The organism is Actinophytocola algeriensis (assembly GCF_014203735.1).
Lineage (GTDB): Bacteria > Actinomycetota > Actinomycetes > Mycobacteriales > Pseudonocardiaceae > Actinophytocola > Actinophytocola algeriensis.
Genome location: NZ_JACHJQ010000006.1, coordinates 762,369 through 775,698 on the forward strand (window position 1 = coordinate 762,369; position 13,330 = coordinate 775,698).

15 protein-coding genes are annotated in these 13,330 nt (G+C 72.6%); 8 read left to right on the plus strand and 7 right to left on the minus strand.

Going from position 1 to position 13,330, the window contains the following annotated elements:
- Window position 1: 1 nt before the first annotated feature.
- Window positions 2-469 carry a MarR family winged helix-turn-helix transcriptional regulator gene (locus FHR82_RS30410; RefSeq protein ID WP_311771342.1) on the minus strand — a complete coding sequence of 156 codons (468 nt, stop codon included), beginning with the start codon at window positions 467-469 and terminating at the stop codon, window positions 2-4.
- A 71-nt stretch (window positions 470-540) separates the two neighbouring features.
- On the opposite strand from FHR82_RS30410, the gene FHR82_RS30415 reads away from it, so the two are divergent.
- Window positions 541-1,089 carry a carboxymuconolactone decarboxylase family protein gene (locus FHR82_RS30415; protein WP_184813981.1) on the plus strand — a complete coding sequence of 183 codons (549 nt, stop codon included), beginning with the start codon at window positions 541-543 and terminating at the stop codon, window positions 1,087-1,089.
- Here the strand turns inward: FHR82_RS30415 and FHR82_RS30420 are convergent.
- Together FHR82_RS30420 and FHR82_RS30425 are read right to left on the minus strand one after the other, a co-directional pair.
- Window positions 1,031-1,612 (minus strand): GNAT family N-acetyltransferase, encoded by a 582-nt coding sequence (locus FHR82_RS30420; RefSeq protein WP_184813982.1) that lies wholly within the window; start codon window positions 1,610-1,612, stop codon window positions 1,031-1,033. The genes FHR82_RS30415 and FHR82_RS30420 overlap by 59 nt on opposite strands.
- A 20-nt stretch (window positions 1,613-1,632) precedes the next feature.
- Window positions 1,633-1,878, minus strand: a complete 246-nt coding sequence (locus tag FHR82_RS30425) for a PepSY domain-containing protein (RefSeq protein WP_184813983.1) — start codon at window positions 1,876-1,878, stop codon at window positions 1,633-1,635.
- Between FHR82_RS30425 and FHR82_RS30430 the strand changes: the two genes are divergently transcribed.
- A complete protein-coding gene (locus FHR82_RS30430) occupies window positions 1,877-2,239 on the plus strand; it encodes a hypothetical protein (RefSeq protein WP_184813984.1) in 363 nt (120 codons plus the stop codon). The genes FHR82_RS30425 and FHR82_RS30430 overlap by 2 nt on opposite strands.
- Here the strand turns inward: FHR82_RS30430 and FHR82_RS30435 are convergent.
- Window positions 2,236-3,501 carry a HAMP domain-containing sensor histidine kinase gene (locus tag FHR82_RS30435; protein WP_184813985.1) on the minus strand — a complete coding sequence of 422 codons (1,266 nt, stop codon included), beginning with the start codon at window positions 3,499-3,501 and terminating at the stop codon, window positions 2,236-2,238. The two genes, FHR82_RS30430 and FHR82_RS30435, sit on opposite strands and share 4 nt — an antisense overlap.
- Window position 3,502: 1 nt before the next feature.
- Window positions 3,503-4,186, minus strand: coding sequence for a response regulator transcription factor (locus FHR82_RS30440; RefSeq protein ID WP_184813986.1), 684 nt, complete (start codon window positions 4,184-4,186; stop codon window positions 3,503-3,505).
- Between the two features lie 92 nt (window positions 4,187-4,278).
- On the opposite strand from FHR82_RS30440, the gene FHR82_RS30445 reads away from it, so the two are divergent.
- On the plus strand, window positions 4,279-4,710 hold the full coding sequence (locus tag FHR82_RS30445; RefSeq protein WP_184813987.1) for a hypothetical protein: 432 nt from the start codon (window positions 4,279-4,281) through the stop codon (window positions 4,708-4,710).
- A 9-nt stretch (window positions 4,711-4,719) separates the two neighbouring features.
- Here FHR82_RS30445 and FHR82_RS30450 read toward each other — a convergent pair whose 3' ends face one another.
- Window positions 4,720-5,394, minus strand: coding sequence for a Clp protease N-terminal domain-containing protein (locus FHR82_RS30450; protein ID WP_184813988.1), 675 nt, complete (start codon window positions 5,392-5,394; stop codon window positions 4,720-4,722).
- A 47-nt stretch (window positions 5,395-5,441) separates the two neighbouring features.
- The gene (locus tag FHR82_RS30455; RefSeq protein ID WP_184813989.1) at window positions 5,442-5,837 is read right to left on the minus strand and encodes a MerR family transcriptional regulator; all 396 of its coding nucleotides are present in this window, start codon (window positions 5,835-5,837) and stop codon (window positions 5,442-5,444) included.
- 42 nt (window positions 5,838-5,879) lie between these two features.
- On the opposite strand from FHR82_RS30455, the gene FHR82_RS30460 reads away from it, so the two are divergent.
- The 5 genes from FHR82_RS30460 to FHR82_RS30480 all read left to right on the plus strand — a co-directional run bounded on the left by FHR82_RS30460 (window position 5,880) and on the right by FHR82_RS30480 (window position 13,315).
- Entirely contained in the window at window positions 5,880-6,725 is an 846-nt protein-coding gene (locus tag FHR82_RS30460; protein WP_184813990.1) for an imine reductase family protein, read from the plus strand.
- Window positions 6,726-6,772: 47 nt separating this feature from the next.
- Entirely contained in the window at window positions 6,773-8,446 is a 1,674-nt protein-coding gene (locus FHR82_RS30465; RefSeq protein ID WP_184813991.1) for an ABC transporter ATP-binding protein, read from the plus strand.
- Between the two features lie 73 nt (window positions 8,447-8,519).
- The gene (locus FHR82_RS30470; RefSeq protein WP_311771343.1) at window positions 8,520-10,268 is read left to right on the plus strand and encodes an ABC transporter ATP-binding protein; all 1,749 of its coding nucleotides are present in this window, start codon (window positions 8,520-8,522) and stop codon (window positions 10,266-10,268) included.
- A gap of 82 nt (window positions 10,269-10,350) precedes the next feature.
- On the plus strand, window positions 10,351-11,394 hold the full coding sequence (locus tag FHR82_RS30475) for a LacI family DNA-binding transcriptional regulator (protein WP_184813992.1): 1,044 nt from the start codon (window positions 10,351-10,353) through the stop codon (window positions 11,392-11,394).
- A gap of 85 nt (window positions 11,395-11,479) precedes the next feature.
- Window positions 11,480-13,315: a GH39 family glycosyl hydrolase gene (locus FHR82_RS30480; RefSeq protein WP_221464429.1), complete on the plus strand. Its 1,836-nt coding sequence runs from the start codon at window positions 11,480-11,482 to the stop codon at window positions 13,313-13,315.
- Window positions 13,316-13,330 lie beyond the last annotated feature (15 nt).

The following is a 13,330-nucleotide window of genomic DNA, read 5'->3' on the forward strand; positions in this document are numbered from 1 at the left end:
CTCATTCGGCAGCGAACCACCCGACCGCGTCCACCCGCAGACCGGACGGCACCACCGCACGCAACGCGGCCTCGACCGTCGCCACCTGGTCGGCGCCCAGCGCCCGCACCCACTCCGACCGCAGCTCGTCGAAGATCGCCGCCGAGCGGTTCAGCAGGTCCAGGCCGAGCGGCGTCAGCCGGACCACCTTCGCGCGGGCGTCCGCCTCCGACGCCGCGCGCTCGACATACCCGAGCCGCACCAGCCGGTCCACCGTCTTGCCCGCCGCCTGCTTCGACACGCCGAGCCGCCGCCCCAGCTCCGACGCGGTGACGCCCGCCGGGCCGATGGCCTGCAGCGCGAAACCGTGCGCCGGCCGCGCATCCGCGTGCCCCTGCCGCGCCAGCTCCTCGTGGAGCCGGTCGATCAGCGTGCGGAAGCCGCCGAACAACAGCAGCGGCAGCTCGTAGCCGGGAGGCACGGGGGGCACAAGGGGGTTTGTCAACTTAGACAACCTCGTTTACTATTTGGTCAACAACGTTGTCCATCTTAAGGGGAGACATGTTCGTCGACCACACCGCCGAGACGGCGCCGGAGGCCGCACGCCGCACGCTCGCCGCCACGGAGAAGAAGTTCGGCTACCTGCCCGCCGCCGTCGCGCGCCTCGCCGAGGCACCGCAGCTGCTCGACGGGTTCCTCAAGCTCAGCGCCATGTTCGACACCACGAGCCTCGATCCGGTCGCCCGCGAGACCGTGATCATGACGATGGCGACCCACCACGGCTGCCACGTCTGCGTGGCGATGCACACCGCGGCGCTGCAGCGGCTCGGCGCGGACCCCGCCCTTGTCACGGCGCTGCGGGAGGACAAACCGCTGCCGGACGAACGGTTGCGGGCCCTGCGGGACTTCACGCTGACCGCGCTGGCCACGAGCGGCGAGGTGCCGGACGCCGACCTGGCCGCGTTCGTCGCGGCGGGCTACACCACGAGACAGGCGCTCGAGGTGGTGCTGGGCATCGGCGCCTACACGCTGTCGACGTTCGCGAACCGCCTCACCCGCGCGCCACTCGACGAGCCGATGACCCCGTTCGCCTGGGCGCCTGCCACGTGAACACCACCATCGGGTAGTACTCCACGGAGAACTCGCACTCCTGCCGCCACCCTTCCTGCCGGTACAGGATGGCGGCCGGCGCCTCCGGATGGGTCGCGAGCCAGGCGGCGGGCCACTCCTCGACGTAGCGGGTGAGCAGTGCGCGGCCGATGCCACGCCGCTGGTAGCTGGGCTCGACCATCAGCTCGGCCACGACCAGCGCGGGCGCGACGAGCCTGCGGGCGATGTCCGGGGTGACGGCGGCGGCCAGCGCGTCGTCGAACGGTGAGCCGCTCGCGAGCTCCGGGCCCGCGGGCCAGCCGTAGATGACACCGACGAGCTCGTCCACGTCGGCCACGACGACCCCGCCCGCGCCGCTGTTGGACAGGTGCCGGTCGAGCCTGCCCTGGAAGGCCGCCAGCCGTTCCTCCGACTCGTGCCACGGCGGCGCGGAGAAGCACTTCCGGTAGAGGCGTTCGAGCTGATCGCGGTAGGCGGCCAACTCGAACGCGCCCACGGAACGGACGGCGATGTCACGGCTCACACCCGCAGGTTAACGCGGACTCAGTCGTCGTCGCGGTCCCCGCCGTGGTCGTCATACCTGTCGTCATACCTGTCGTCATCGCCACCGTGGCGGTCGTCGTCGTCCCTGCCGCCGTCCTTGTCGTCCTGGTCGATGCGAGTGACGTCACCGGTGGCGGCGTCGACGCGGACGTCGTAGGTGATCCCGTCGCGTGCGGTGAGCTCGACCTTCCACTCGAGCCTGCCGTGCTCGACCTCACGCTCGATCTCGTGGACCGTGCCGCCCATGCGCTCCTGCACGAGGCGGGCCGCGTCGGCGGCGGACAACTGGCCGGGCGCCGGGGCACCGCCGGCGGAAGAAGTGGGCGAAGGCGACGAGGTCGACGAGGTCGCTGAAGGCGACGAGGGCGACGTCGAGTCCGACGTGCTCGATGTCGGTGTGCTGGTCGAGGTCGGTGTGGTCGTCGCGGTCGGCGACGGCTGGTCGTTCGACGTGAGGGCGAACGCGGTGCCCGCGGTGACGGCCAGCGCGCCCGCCACGACCGCACCGACGAGCAGCTTCCTGGTCATGCCGGTTCCTTCCGTTGCTGTTTCAGGTATCTGCAACGGTGCCGCCGCGCGGCCTATGGGCGCGCTTCCCGACGGTTAACGCGGGCCTAAGAGTTCGACGACCACGCGCAGGCCGCCCGTGCCGGCGCGGTCGAACCGCACCGTGCCGCCGGTCCGTTCCGCCGCGCGCCGCACGATGTCGAGACCGAGGCCACTGGAGCCGGAACCGCTGACCCCGCGCAGCAACGCGTCACCACCGGGCAGGCCGGGGCCCGCGTCCTCGACGGTGAGCACCGCCCCGGCCGGCCGCGCGGCGAGCGCGACCCGGAACGCCGTGCCGTGCGGGGTGTGCGCGAAGACGTTGCCCAGCAGGGCATCCACGCACGCCTCCAGGTCGGTGCGCGGCAGCGCGACCGGCAGCGGTCCTGCCGCGACGTCGACGGTCAGGTCGCGTTCGGTGTCCTCGGCGAGCACCGCCCAGAACGCGACCCGGTCGGTGACGACCTCGGCCGCGTCGGCCACGGCCGGTGGGTCGCCGCGCCGGCGGGCCTGGTGGATGACGTCGGTGACCACCCGGTTGACGGCGTCGACGCGTGCGCCGATGCGTTCCGCCGCCTCGGGATCGCCCAGCGCGTCGGCCTCCATCTTCAGCGAGGTCAGCGGGGTGCGGACGCGGTGGGACAGGTCGGCGATCGTCTCGCGTTCCTCGCGCAGCAGACCGTCGATGCGGCCCGCCAGCCCGTTGAGGGCGGTCGCGACGACACCCAGTTCGCCGGGGGCGGACGTGTCGGCCCTGGCGGCCAGCTCACCGCGGCCGAGCCGGTGCGACACCGCCGCGAGGTCCACTGTGGACCGGACGAACGTGCGGGCGAGCCGGTCCGCGACGAGCAGGCTCACGAGCAGCAGCGCCACGCCTAGCGCGCCGAGCAGCAGCCACGCGCGCGGCACCCCGGCCGCCAGTTCGGTGTCGGACACGAACGTGCGGATCACGGCGGTCGGCCCGTCGCTCCGGTCGACGGCGAACACGATCTCGCGGCCGCCCGCCACCGCACCGGACTGGCTGACGCCGCTTTCGGCGAGCGTGACCAGCGGCGACCGGGAGGCGGGCGCGCCGAGCACCTCCCCGTCGACGAACACGGACACGTCGTAGGCGGAGCTCGAGTCGACCTCCCGGACGCTCGCGGCGAGCGCCTGCCGGTCGGTGGTGGCGACGAACGAGGTCATGGCCTGCGCCTCGACGGTGGCGCGCTGGACGGCCCGGTCGGCGGCGACGTTCTTCACCAGCAACGCCAGCGGCACGAGGAACGCGACCAGCACGAGTGTGGTGGTGGCCGCGACCAGCAGCAGCACACGGCGCCGCACGTCACGCCTCCGGGGCCGCGAGCCGGACGCCGACGCCGCGGACCGCGTGCAGGTAGCGGGGCTGCTGCGCGGTCTCGCCGAGCTTGCGGCGCAGCCAGGACAGGTGGACGTCGACGGTCTTGTCGGCCCCGCCGTAGGGCAGCTGCCAGACCTCGGTGAGCAGCTCGCGCTTCGAGACCACCTCGCCCGCGCGCACGGCCAGGTAGTGCAACAGGTCGAACTCGCGCGGTGTCAGCTCCAGCACCTGCTCGCCCAGCGCCGCGCGGCGGGCACGCGGGTCGACGGTCAGGCCGCCGACGGTGACGGACGCGTCGGCCTGCTCCTCACCGCCGCGCCGCAGCACCGCGCGGATGCGGGCGTCGAGCTGGGCGACGCCGAACGGCTTCACCACGTAGTCGTCGGCACCCGCGTCGAGGACGGCGACGATCTCGGCCTCGTCGTCGCGAGCGGTCGCCACGACGACGGGGACGTCGGACACGCCACGCAGCATCCGCAGCACGGCTTTGCCGTCCAGATCGGGCAGGCCGAGGTCGAGCACGACGACGTCCGGGCGGGCGCTCACCGCCTGTTCGAGCCCGGCCATCGCGGTCGGCGCCGAGACCACCGCGTGCCCGCGGTCGGTGAGCCCGCGGATGATCGACGAGCGGATCGTCGCGTCGTCCTCGACGACGAGTACCTGGGCCATGGGTGCGACCGTAGCCGGTGCCAGGGGCGGAGTCCTGGGCGATAGGGACGCGTTAGGAGTGTCTTAACCATCGGCTGGGCATACTGGCCGGCATGCGTCTGACGACCGGGTTCGCCCTGTGGGTGGTGGCCGCCGTGGCCGCGACCGCGGTCGGGCTGGTCGCCGTGTCCGCGATCGGCACCGACATCTTCGGCGCCGGGCAGGACCCGCTCAGCCAGTCCGAAGTGGATGATCTGCTGGCGAGCAGGCCGTCGTCGCCACCGGCGGCCACCACGTCGTCGACACCCCCGCCGCCGGAGGAGAAGACGACCAAGACCGAGGGCGGCACGGTGATCGCCCGCTGCGAGGGCGCGCTCGTGCGGATCATGTCGGCGAGTCCCGCGCAGGGCTTCCGGGTCGATCCGGACGACGACGAGGTGGACGACCACCCTTCGGTGAAGTTCCAGTCCGGTGAGCGGGAGATCGAGGTGCGGCTGCGGTGCGTCGACGGCACCCCGTCCGCCGAGATCCGCTACGACGACTGACCCGGCTGGTTACTTGAGGCCGGCGTTCGCCTCGAGGCGGTCGAGGCGCTGCAGCACCGGCTCCAGCAGTTGGCCCATCGCCGCGGCCAGTCCGCCCTCGTTGGCACGCAGGTGCACGTAACCCGCCAGTGCCGCCATCACCACCTGCCGCACCTGGCGTGGTTCCGCACCGAGGCCGCGCAACACCTGCCCCGCCGTGCCCTCCGGTTCCGCCACCAGACCGAGCAGCAGGTGTTCGCAGCCGACGTAGTTGTGGCCCAGCGTCAGGGCCTCCATCACGGTCAACTCCAGTGCGTTCGCCGCGGTCGCGCTCATCCGCGTCGCGGTTCCCTCTTCGGCGGCCGGCAGTGCGCCGGCCACCGCCGCCGGGTCGATGTCGATCGAGCGCAGCACGTGCAGAGCCAGGTTCGTGCCCTCGTCGAGCATGGCGCGCAGCAGGTCACGCGTGCCCACCTCACCCGACGCCGACGCGATCGCCGCCTTCAGCACGTCCTTCGCGCGCTGGGTGAACGACGTCAGGCTCGCGGTCGGGTCGGCGGCGGTCAGGTCGCCGATGGCGCGGATCGCGGTCACGCGTTTGACCGACTGCTCCAGCGCGCGCTGGCAGATGGCCGAGACCGGGAGGCCGGTGTCCTTCACGGTCTCGGCCAGGTCGTCGGGGAGGTACACGTTTATCTTCGGCATGACCCCATATATACCCCCCTCGGGGGTTACACGACAACGTCCAGGCGTCAGCCGGTTCTCCTGGCGACCCACGCCTCGTACTCGGTGTTGTCCGGCGGCGTGGCGGAGATGACGCCGTCGAGGAGGGTGCGTGCGGTGGCGAGGCCGTCGATCGACATCGTGATGCGGGCGCGTTCCTTCTGGAGGTGCGGCAGCAGTTCGGGACACCCGGGCGCGAGCCCCTCGCCGGTGTCGACCATGCAGGGCAGGACCTCTTTGATGAACGCGGTGTTCAACCCGGCGGCCAGCAGCGTCTGCACGTGCCGCACGACGTCCACATCGGACTCGGCGTAGATCCGGTAGCCGGCGGGGGTGCGGGACGGCGACAGCAGACCCTGCGCCTCGTAGTAGCGCAGCGACCGCTCGCTGGCCCCGGTCCGCTTCGCGAGCTCCCCGATCCGCATGACTTGACCTTAACACCGGTGTCAGGCTTTACCGTCGCGCTCATGACCGAAGCAGTGACAGTTCTGGGCCTCGGCCCGATGGGATACGCCCTGGCCGCGGCGTTCGCACAGGCGGGCCACCCCACCACGACGTGGAACCGGACGACGACCCGGCCGACCCCGCACGGCACCACCCGGGCCGCGTCGGTGGCGGAGGCGGTGGCGGCGAGCCCGCTCACCGTGGTGTGCCTGATCGACTACGACGCCACGCGCGCGGTGCTGGCGCAGGCCGAGGACAAGCTGAAGGGCCGCCACCTGGTCGTCCTGACCAGCGGCTCCCCCGAGTCGGCGCGCGAGCTGGCGGCATGGGCGGCCGATCACGGCATCACCTACACCGACGGCGCGATCATGACGCCGACCGAGTCCATCGGCACCGACGCGGCCACGATCCTCCACAGTGGACACGAGGTCGACCTGGCCGCACTCGGCGGCACACAGCGGTTCCTCGGCGAGGACCCCGGCCGGGCCGCGGGATACGACGTCGCACTGCTGGACCTGTTCTGGACCTCTGTGGCGGGTGTGATCCACTCGTTCGCCATGGCACGCGCCGAGAACATCACCCCGGCGGAACTCGCCCCGTTCGCCAACGGCATCGGCACGCTGATCCCGTGGGTGGTCGACGAGATCGCCGGCCGCCTGGAGACGGACCAGCACGGCGACGGCTCGTCGAACATCAGCTCCGCGGCGGCAGGCATGGCCCACATCATCGAGACCGCGGCGGCGCACGAGATCGACGCGAGCGTCCTGCGCGCCGTGCACGCACTGGCCACGCGCGCCATCGACGCGGGTCACGGCGCCGACGACGTGTCCCGGCTGACACGGGAACTGGAGCGCACGTCGGGTTCCTGACCCATGGCCCCACCGGGTTAGGGTGACCTAACACCTGGAGGGGGATCATGACAGCACTCACGGGCGGGCAACTGCTCCGCCGTTCGTTCCGACGGCACCGGGGCAGGCTGACCGCGACGACAGCCCTCCTCTGCGGGCACCAGGCGGCGGAAACCCTGGTCCCGGTGCTGATCGGCGTGACGATCGACCAGGCCGTGAGCACCGGTGACACCACGCGGATCCTGCTGTGGCTCGGAGTGCTGGCCGCACTGTTCACCAGTCTCACGCTGTGCTGGCGGTTCGGGGCACGGCTCGGTGTGGTGGCACAGCAACGGGAAACCCACCAGCTCCGCATCGAGGTGGTGTCGCGGGTGCTGGACCCGCGCGGCCACCGCACCGGCCGGCGCGCGGGCGAGATCATGCAGGTCGCGACGTCCGACGCCGAACGCGCCATGTACGCCATGCACGCGCTCACGCTGGTGCCTGCCGCGGCGACCGCGCTGGCCGTCGCCGCGGTCGTACTGCTCACGATCCACGTCCCGCTCGGGCTCGCCGTGCTCATCGGGGTGCCGGTGCTGGTCGCGGTGCTGCAGGTGCTCGGACCGCTGCTCACCCGCCGCGCCACCGCCGCGCAGGAGGCGGCCGGCCACACCACCGCGCTCGCGACCGACCTCGTGCGCGGGGTGCGTGCGCTGCGGGGCATCGGCGCGCAGGACAGCGCCGCCGCCTCGTACCGCCGCTCCAGCCGCGCCACGCTGGGGGCGAGCCTGCGTGCCGCCACCACCAACGGCGTCTACCAGGGCACGTCGGCCGCGGTCAGCGGGCTGTTCCTCGCCGCGGTCGCGGGGTTCGCGGGCTGGCTGGCGGTCGACGGGACGCTCACGATCGGTGAGCTGATCACGGTCGTCGGGCTCGCGCAGTTCATCGCAGAGCCGGTGCGCCTCTTCGCCATCGCGGGCCAGATGCTCGCGAACGCCCGCGCGTCGGCGAACCGGGTGGCCGACCTGCTGTCCGCGCCGACGGTCCTGACGCCGGGCACGCGCACCGGACCGCTCCCCGACCGCGGCGTCACCCTCCGCGGCGTCACCTACCGCACGCTGACCGGCCTCGACCTCACGGTCGGACCAGGCGAGACGGTCGGCGTCGTCGGCTACGAGCAACGCGACTGCGACGCGCTCGTCGAGCTGTTGTCCGGCGCGGTGCCGCCGGAGGATTACGAGGGCACGATCACGGTCGGCGGGGTGCCCGCGCCGGAGCTGGACCTCGCCACCGGACGGCGCGAAGTGCTGGTCGAACACCACGACGTGGCCTTGTTCGAGGGCACGCTGCGCACGAACCTCATGGTCGAGGACCCGGCGCCCGCGCTGCGGGCGGCCGCTGCGGAGGACATCGTGGCCGCGCACCCCGACGGGCTCGACCACCCCGTCGCCGACCGCGGCACCACGCTGTCCGGCGGGCAGCGGCAACGCATCGGGCTCGCCCGCGCGCTCGCCGCGGACCCGCCGGTGCTGGTGCTGCGCGACCCGACCACGGCCGTCGACGCCATGACCGAGGAGCGGATCGCCCACGGGATCGCGGAGCTGCGCCGGGACGCGAGCACGGTGGTGATCACGTCGAGCCCCGCGCTGCTCGCCGTCGCCGACCGGGTGGTGGTGATCGCCGACGGCCACGTCATCGCGTCCGGCACGCACACCGAGCTGTCCGAAGTGGACGCTCGCTACCAGGAGGCCGTGCTGCGGTGAACGGAGCTTGCGGAGTGAACCAGACATTGCGGGGCGGCCGCGAGCGGCGGCTCGGAGCCTGCGAGGAGCGGTCGTGAGCGAGCTTCTCCCGATCGCTTCCGCGCGGCGGACCGCCGCCGCGCTGTGGACCGAGGTCCGCGCTCTTCCTGTGCTGGGCGTCCTCACCGCGGTCGCCGCCGTCACCGCGAGTGCCGCCGGGCTCGTCGCGCCCTGGGTGCTCGGCCTGCTCGTCGACGACATCTCGGCGGGCGCGGACCGCGGCGACGTGCTGACCTACGCCGCGGTCATCGGCGGCGCTGCACTGCTGGCCGGGGTGCTGACCGGCCTGTCCGCGGTCCTGATCTCCCGGCTCGGCGAGACGGTCCTCGCGCGGCTGCGGGAACGGGTCCTCGACCGCACGCTGCACCTGCCCGCGCCGACGCTCGACAAGGTCAAGTCCGGTGACCTGCTGTCGCGCGTCGGCGACGACGTGTCGGTGGTGACGACCGCGATCAGCCAGACCGGGCCGACGCTCGCGGCCGCGCTGCTGACCGTCGTGCTCACCGGCGGCGGCATGTTCGCGCTCGACTGGCGCCTCGGCCTCGCCGGGCTGGCGGCCGCACCGTTCTACGTGCTCGCGGTCCGCTGGTACCTGCCGCGCTCGGGTCCCTTCTACGCCAAGGAAAGGGTCGCGATCGGCGACCGCGCACAGGCCATGGTGTCCGCGCTGCAGTCGGCGCCGACCGTGCGCGCCTACCGGCTCGAGGCCGGTCACACGGCCGCGATCAACGACCGCTCCCGCGCCGCGATGGACCTGTCGATCGGGGTGTTCCGGCTGTTCACACGGCTGGTCGCACGGATGAACCGGGCCGAGTTCGTCGGCCTCGGCGTGATCCTCGCGACCGGGTTCCTGCTGGTGCGCGAGGACCTGGTGACGGTGGGCGCGGTGACCGCGGCGGCGCTGTACTTCCACCGGCTGTTCAACCCGGTCGGCGCGCTGATCATGGAGTTCGACGAGGTGCAGGCCGCGGGTGCGAGCCTCGCGCGGCTCGTCGGGGTGGCGGACCTCGACCGTCCCACCGGACCGGCTGAGGTCCGGGAGCCCGCCGACGGCACGCTCGCGCTGACCGGGATCGCCCACCGCTACGAGGAACCGCTCGTGCTGGACGACGTGTCGACGACCGTGCCCGCCGGGACGCGGCTCGCGGTCGTGGGTGCGAGCGGTGCGGGCAAGACGACGCTCGCCGGGATCGCGGCCGGGTTGCTGGAGCAGGAACGCGGCACGGTCGTGCTCGGCGGGGTGCCGATCGGTGAGCTGGACCGGGCGCGGCACGTCGCGATGCTGAGCCAGGAGGTGCACGTGTTCTCCGGGCCGCTGATCGAGGACCTGCGGCTCGCGAAACCGGACGCGACCGAGGAGGAGGTCTGGGCGGCGCTCGCGGTGGTGGGCGCGGACGGCTGGGCGCGGGCACTGGAGTCCGGTGTGGACACCGTGGTCGGGGAGAGCGCGCACGCGCTCACCGCCGCGCAGGCGCAGCAGGTGGCGCTGGCGCGGCTCGTGCTGGCCGACCCGACGGTCGCGATCCTCGACGAGGCCACCGCGGAGGCGGGCAGCGCGGGTGCGCGTGACCTGGAGCGGGCCGCGCTCGCGGCCACCGAGGGCCGCACGACGGTGATCGTGGCGCACCGGCTGACGCAGGCGGTGATGGCGGACCGGATACTGGTGCTGGACCACGGGAAGGTGGTCGAGAGCGGCACCCACGACGAGTTGGTCGCCGCAGGCGGGCGTTACGCTGAGCTGTGGCGCTCGTGGCATGTTGCCGACCTGGGGGTACAGCGGTAGCTTGACCGCGTTGAATGCGCTTACATCCGGGAGCGGAGCGACGGAGCGCGAAGCGACCCATTGAACACCGGAGGGTTCCGCCGTGGGGGCACCGACTGTGTACGACGTCGCCGAGAAGGCGAACGTCTCGATCGCGACCGTGTCCCGCGTGTACCGCAACCCGGAGACGGTCCGTGAGCAGACGCGGGACCGGGTGCTCGCGGCGGCACGCGAGCTGGGTTACGTGCCGAGCGGCAACGCCCGCGGTCTCGCCTCCCGCAGCACCGGTGTGCTCGGCCTGTGCTTCCCGGACTACGCGGACCCCGAGCTCGAGGACGACGACTCCGAGCAGACCCTGTACGCCGACGAGATCACCCGGGGCATGGAGCGGGCGGCGCGGCGGCACGGGTACGCGCTGCTGATCGCGGCGTCGCTGGAGGGTGGCCCGGAGAGCCTCGTCGCGTCGGTGGCCGGTCGGGTCGACGGGTTCGCGGTGCTGGCGAGGACCGTCGCCACCGAGGACCTGGAGCTGATGTCGCGACGGCTGCCGGTCGTGATGATCGCCGGACCGCGCGAGATCGACCACCTCGACCACCTCGAGGTCGCGAACCGCGACGGCGAGTTCGCGCTGACCACGCACCTGATCGCCGACCACGGCCTGCGCAGGCTGGCGTTCGTCGCGGGCGGCGAGGACTCCCCCGACGCGCAGGCCCGGTTCGCCGGGTTCCAGCAGGCGCTGCGCGCCGCGGACCTGCCGGTGCCGTCCGAGCCCGACGCGCGCGGCGACTTCACGCAGGCCGGTGGCCGCGAGGCCGCGCGCCGCCTGCTGGAGCGGGGCACCCAGCCGCAGGCGATGGTGTTCGCGAACGACCAGATGGCGATCGGCGGGCTGGAAACGCTGGAGCGCCGCGGCGTGCGCGTCCCGGCGGACATGGCGGTCGTCGGGTTCGACGGCATCCCGCTCGGCCGGGTCGTCCGCCCGAGCCTCACGACGGTCACCCAGCCGATGCGCCGCCTCGGCGAGACGGCCGTCGACCTGCTGGTCGAGCGCCTGGCCGACCCGGACCGCGAGCCGCGCTCGGAGATGCTCCCGGTCACGCAGACCCGCCGCGCGAGCTGTGGCTGCCCGGAGCCCCCACCTCGCTGATCACCCGTTCTCTCTTGCGACGGCCCTGCGACCCACCTAGTGTATGCGCTTACAGACAGCGCTTACATCGCCAAGGGGGCCGAGCGTGACCGACACGACCGCACGTCAGGACTGGGAGCAGCGCATCGGCCTGCCCAGCGACATACCCGCCGGCCAGCCGCTGACCGGCATCGGCGAGCTGCCGCCGCCGTCGGGGCTCACGGCCACCCCGGGCACCGCGCTCGTGCACCTCGACTGGACGCCGGTCGATGGCTCGCTCGGCTACCTCGTGCACCGCGCCACCAGCGCGGACGGTCCGTTCACGCCGCTCGACCACCTCGGCGGCGACGTGCTCGCGGTCCCCGGCCCGCCCTACGCCGACACCATGGTCGAACCGGGCCGGACCTACCACTACAAGGTCGCGACCTGGAGCGACAGCGGCGCCGGCGCGCTGTCGGACGGCGTGTCGGCGGCACCTGGTGGCGGCACGGGCGCGGTGTCCGTCGCCGTCGACGCCACCGCGACGCCCACACCGCTGCCGGACGTGTGGCGGCGCATGATCGGCGCCGAGCACTTCTCGCTCCTGATCTGGGACAAGCCCGGCGCTGGTGGGTCGGACGTCGCCGCCGAGTACGCCGAGGCGCTGCGGATCATGAAGGACGAGCTGGGGGTGCGGTCCGTCCGCGCGCACGGCACGTTCCTGCCCGAGACCGTCACGGTCAACGCCGACGGCGGCTTCGACTTCGCCGGGCTGGACGAGGTGTACGACCGCTTCCTCGCCACCGGGCTGAAGCCGGTGGTCGAGTTGTCCTTCATCCCCAAGGAACTCACCGCCGACCCGGACTACACGGTCTTCGAGTACCACGCGCAGGTGTCCGTGCCGCGCGAGTGGGAGCGCTGGGGTGACCTCGTGCGCGCGCTGACCGAACACCTCCGCGAGCGCTACGGCGCCGACGAAGTCGCGACCTGGGAGTTCGAGGTCTGGAACGAGGCCAACCTCGAGGTGTTCTGGAACGGCACGCAGGACGACTACCACCGGCTGTACGAGATCGCCGTGCGTGAGATCAAGGCGGTCGACGAGCGCATCCGCGTCGGCGGCCCGTCGTCGGCGGCCGCGGGCTGGGTCGGGGCGCTGCTGGAGTACTGCCGCGAGCACGACGTGCCGGTCGACTTCGTCTCCACCCACACCTACGGCAACGCGCCGCTGGACATGCGGCCGCTGACCAGGTCGTTCGCGCAGGCGACCGGCAAGGCCGAGCCGGAGATCCTGTGGACCGAGTGGGGTGTCACACCGACGCACTTCCACCGCGTCAGCGACTCGGTGTTCTCCGCGCCGTTCGTGTTGCACGGCATGAAGAGCGCGCTCGCGTCGACCGACTGCCTCGCGTACTGGGTGTGCTCGGACCAGTTCGAGGAGCTGGGCTGGCCGCCCCGGTTGCTGCACGGCGGGTTCGGCCTGCTGACCGTCGGCAACCTGCGCAAGCCGCGGTTCTGGGCGCTGTACCTGCTGTCGCGGCTGGCGGGCGGCCGGATTCCGGCGACCTGCACCGGTGACGGCGGCGAGTCGCTCGTCGAGGCACTCGCGACGCGGACGGACGACAGCGTGGATGTGCTGGTGTGGAACGGAACCCTCGACCAGTCCAAGATAGACGGTGCGGCGGACCTGGCGCGGGAGGTGACGGTGACGGTGTCCGGTCTCGCGCCCGGCACGTACGCGGTCGAGTCGGCGCGGGTGGACGAGGAACACGCGAACATCGGCCGCGTGTGGCGCGAACTCTCCGACGCCGACTGGCCGACCGCTGAGCAGTGGGCCACGTTGCGATCCTCCGACACGCTCCCGATCGAGTACCTTGCGAAGGTGGTGGTCGGCGACGACGGTGTCGCGTCGGTCACCGTGGAGCTGCCCATGCCCGGGATCCGGTCACTGCGCCTGACCCGGTAGCGAAGCGAGGAGTGT

Coding starts and splice junctions, on each gene's coding strand:
- FHR82_RS30430 (WP_184813984.1), top strand. CDS start 1,877: ATGCGCTCCTGCACGAGGCGGGCCGCGTCGGCGGCGGACAACTGGCCG.
- FHR82_RS30450 (WP_184813988.1), bottom strand. CDS start 5,394: ATGCCGAAGATAAACGTGTACCTCCCCGACGACCTGGCCGAGACCGTG.
- FHR82_RS30415 (WP_184813981.1), top strand. CDS start 541: ATGTTCGTCGACCACACCGCCGAGACGGCGCCGGAGGCCGCACGCCGC.
- FHR82_RS30445 (WP_184813987.1), top strand. CDS start 4,279: ATGCGTCTGACGACCGGGTTCGCCCTGTGGGTGGTGGCCGCCGTGGCC.
- FHR82_RS30465 (WP_184813991.1), top strand. CDS start 6,773: ATGACAGCACTCACGGGCGGGCAACTGCTCCGCCGTTCGTTCCGACGG.
- FHR82_RS30455 (WP_184813989.1), bottom strand. CDS start 5,837: ATGCGGATCGGGGAGCTCGCGAAGCGGACCGGGGCCAGCGAGCGGTCG.
- FHR82_RS30425 (WP_184813983.1), bottom strand. CDS start 1,878: ATGGGCGGCACGGTCCACGAGATCGAGCGTGAGGTCGAGCACGGCAGG.
- FHR82_RS30460 (WP_184813990.1), top strand. CDS start 5,880: ATGACCGAAGCAGTGACAGTTCTGGGCCTCGGCCCGATGGGATACGCC.
- FHR82_RS30440 (WP_184813986.1), bottom strand. CDS start 4,186: ATGGCCCAGGTACTCGTCGTCGAGGACGACGCGACGATCCGCTCGTCG.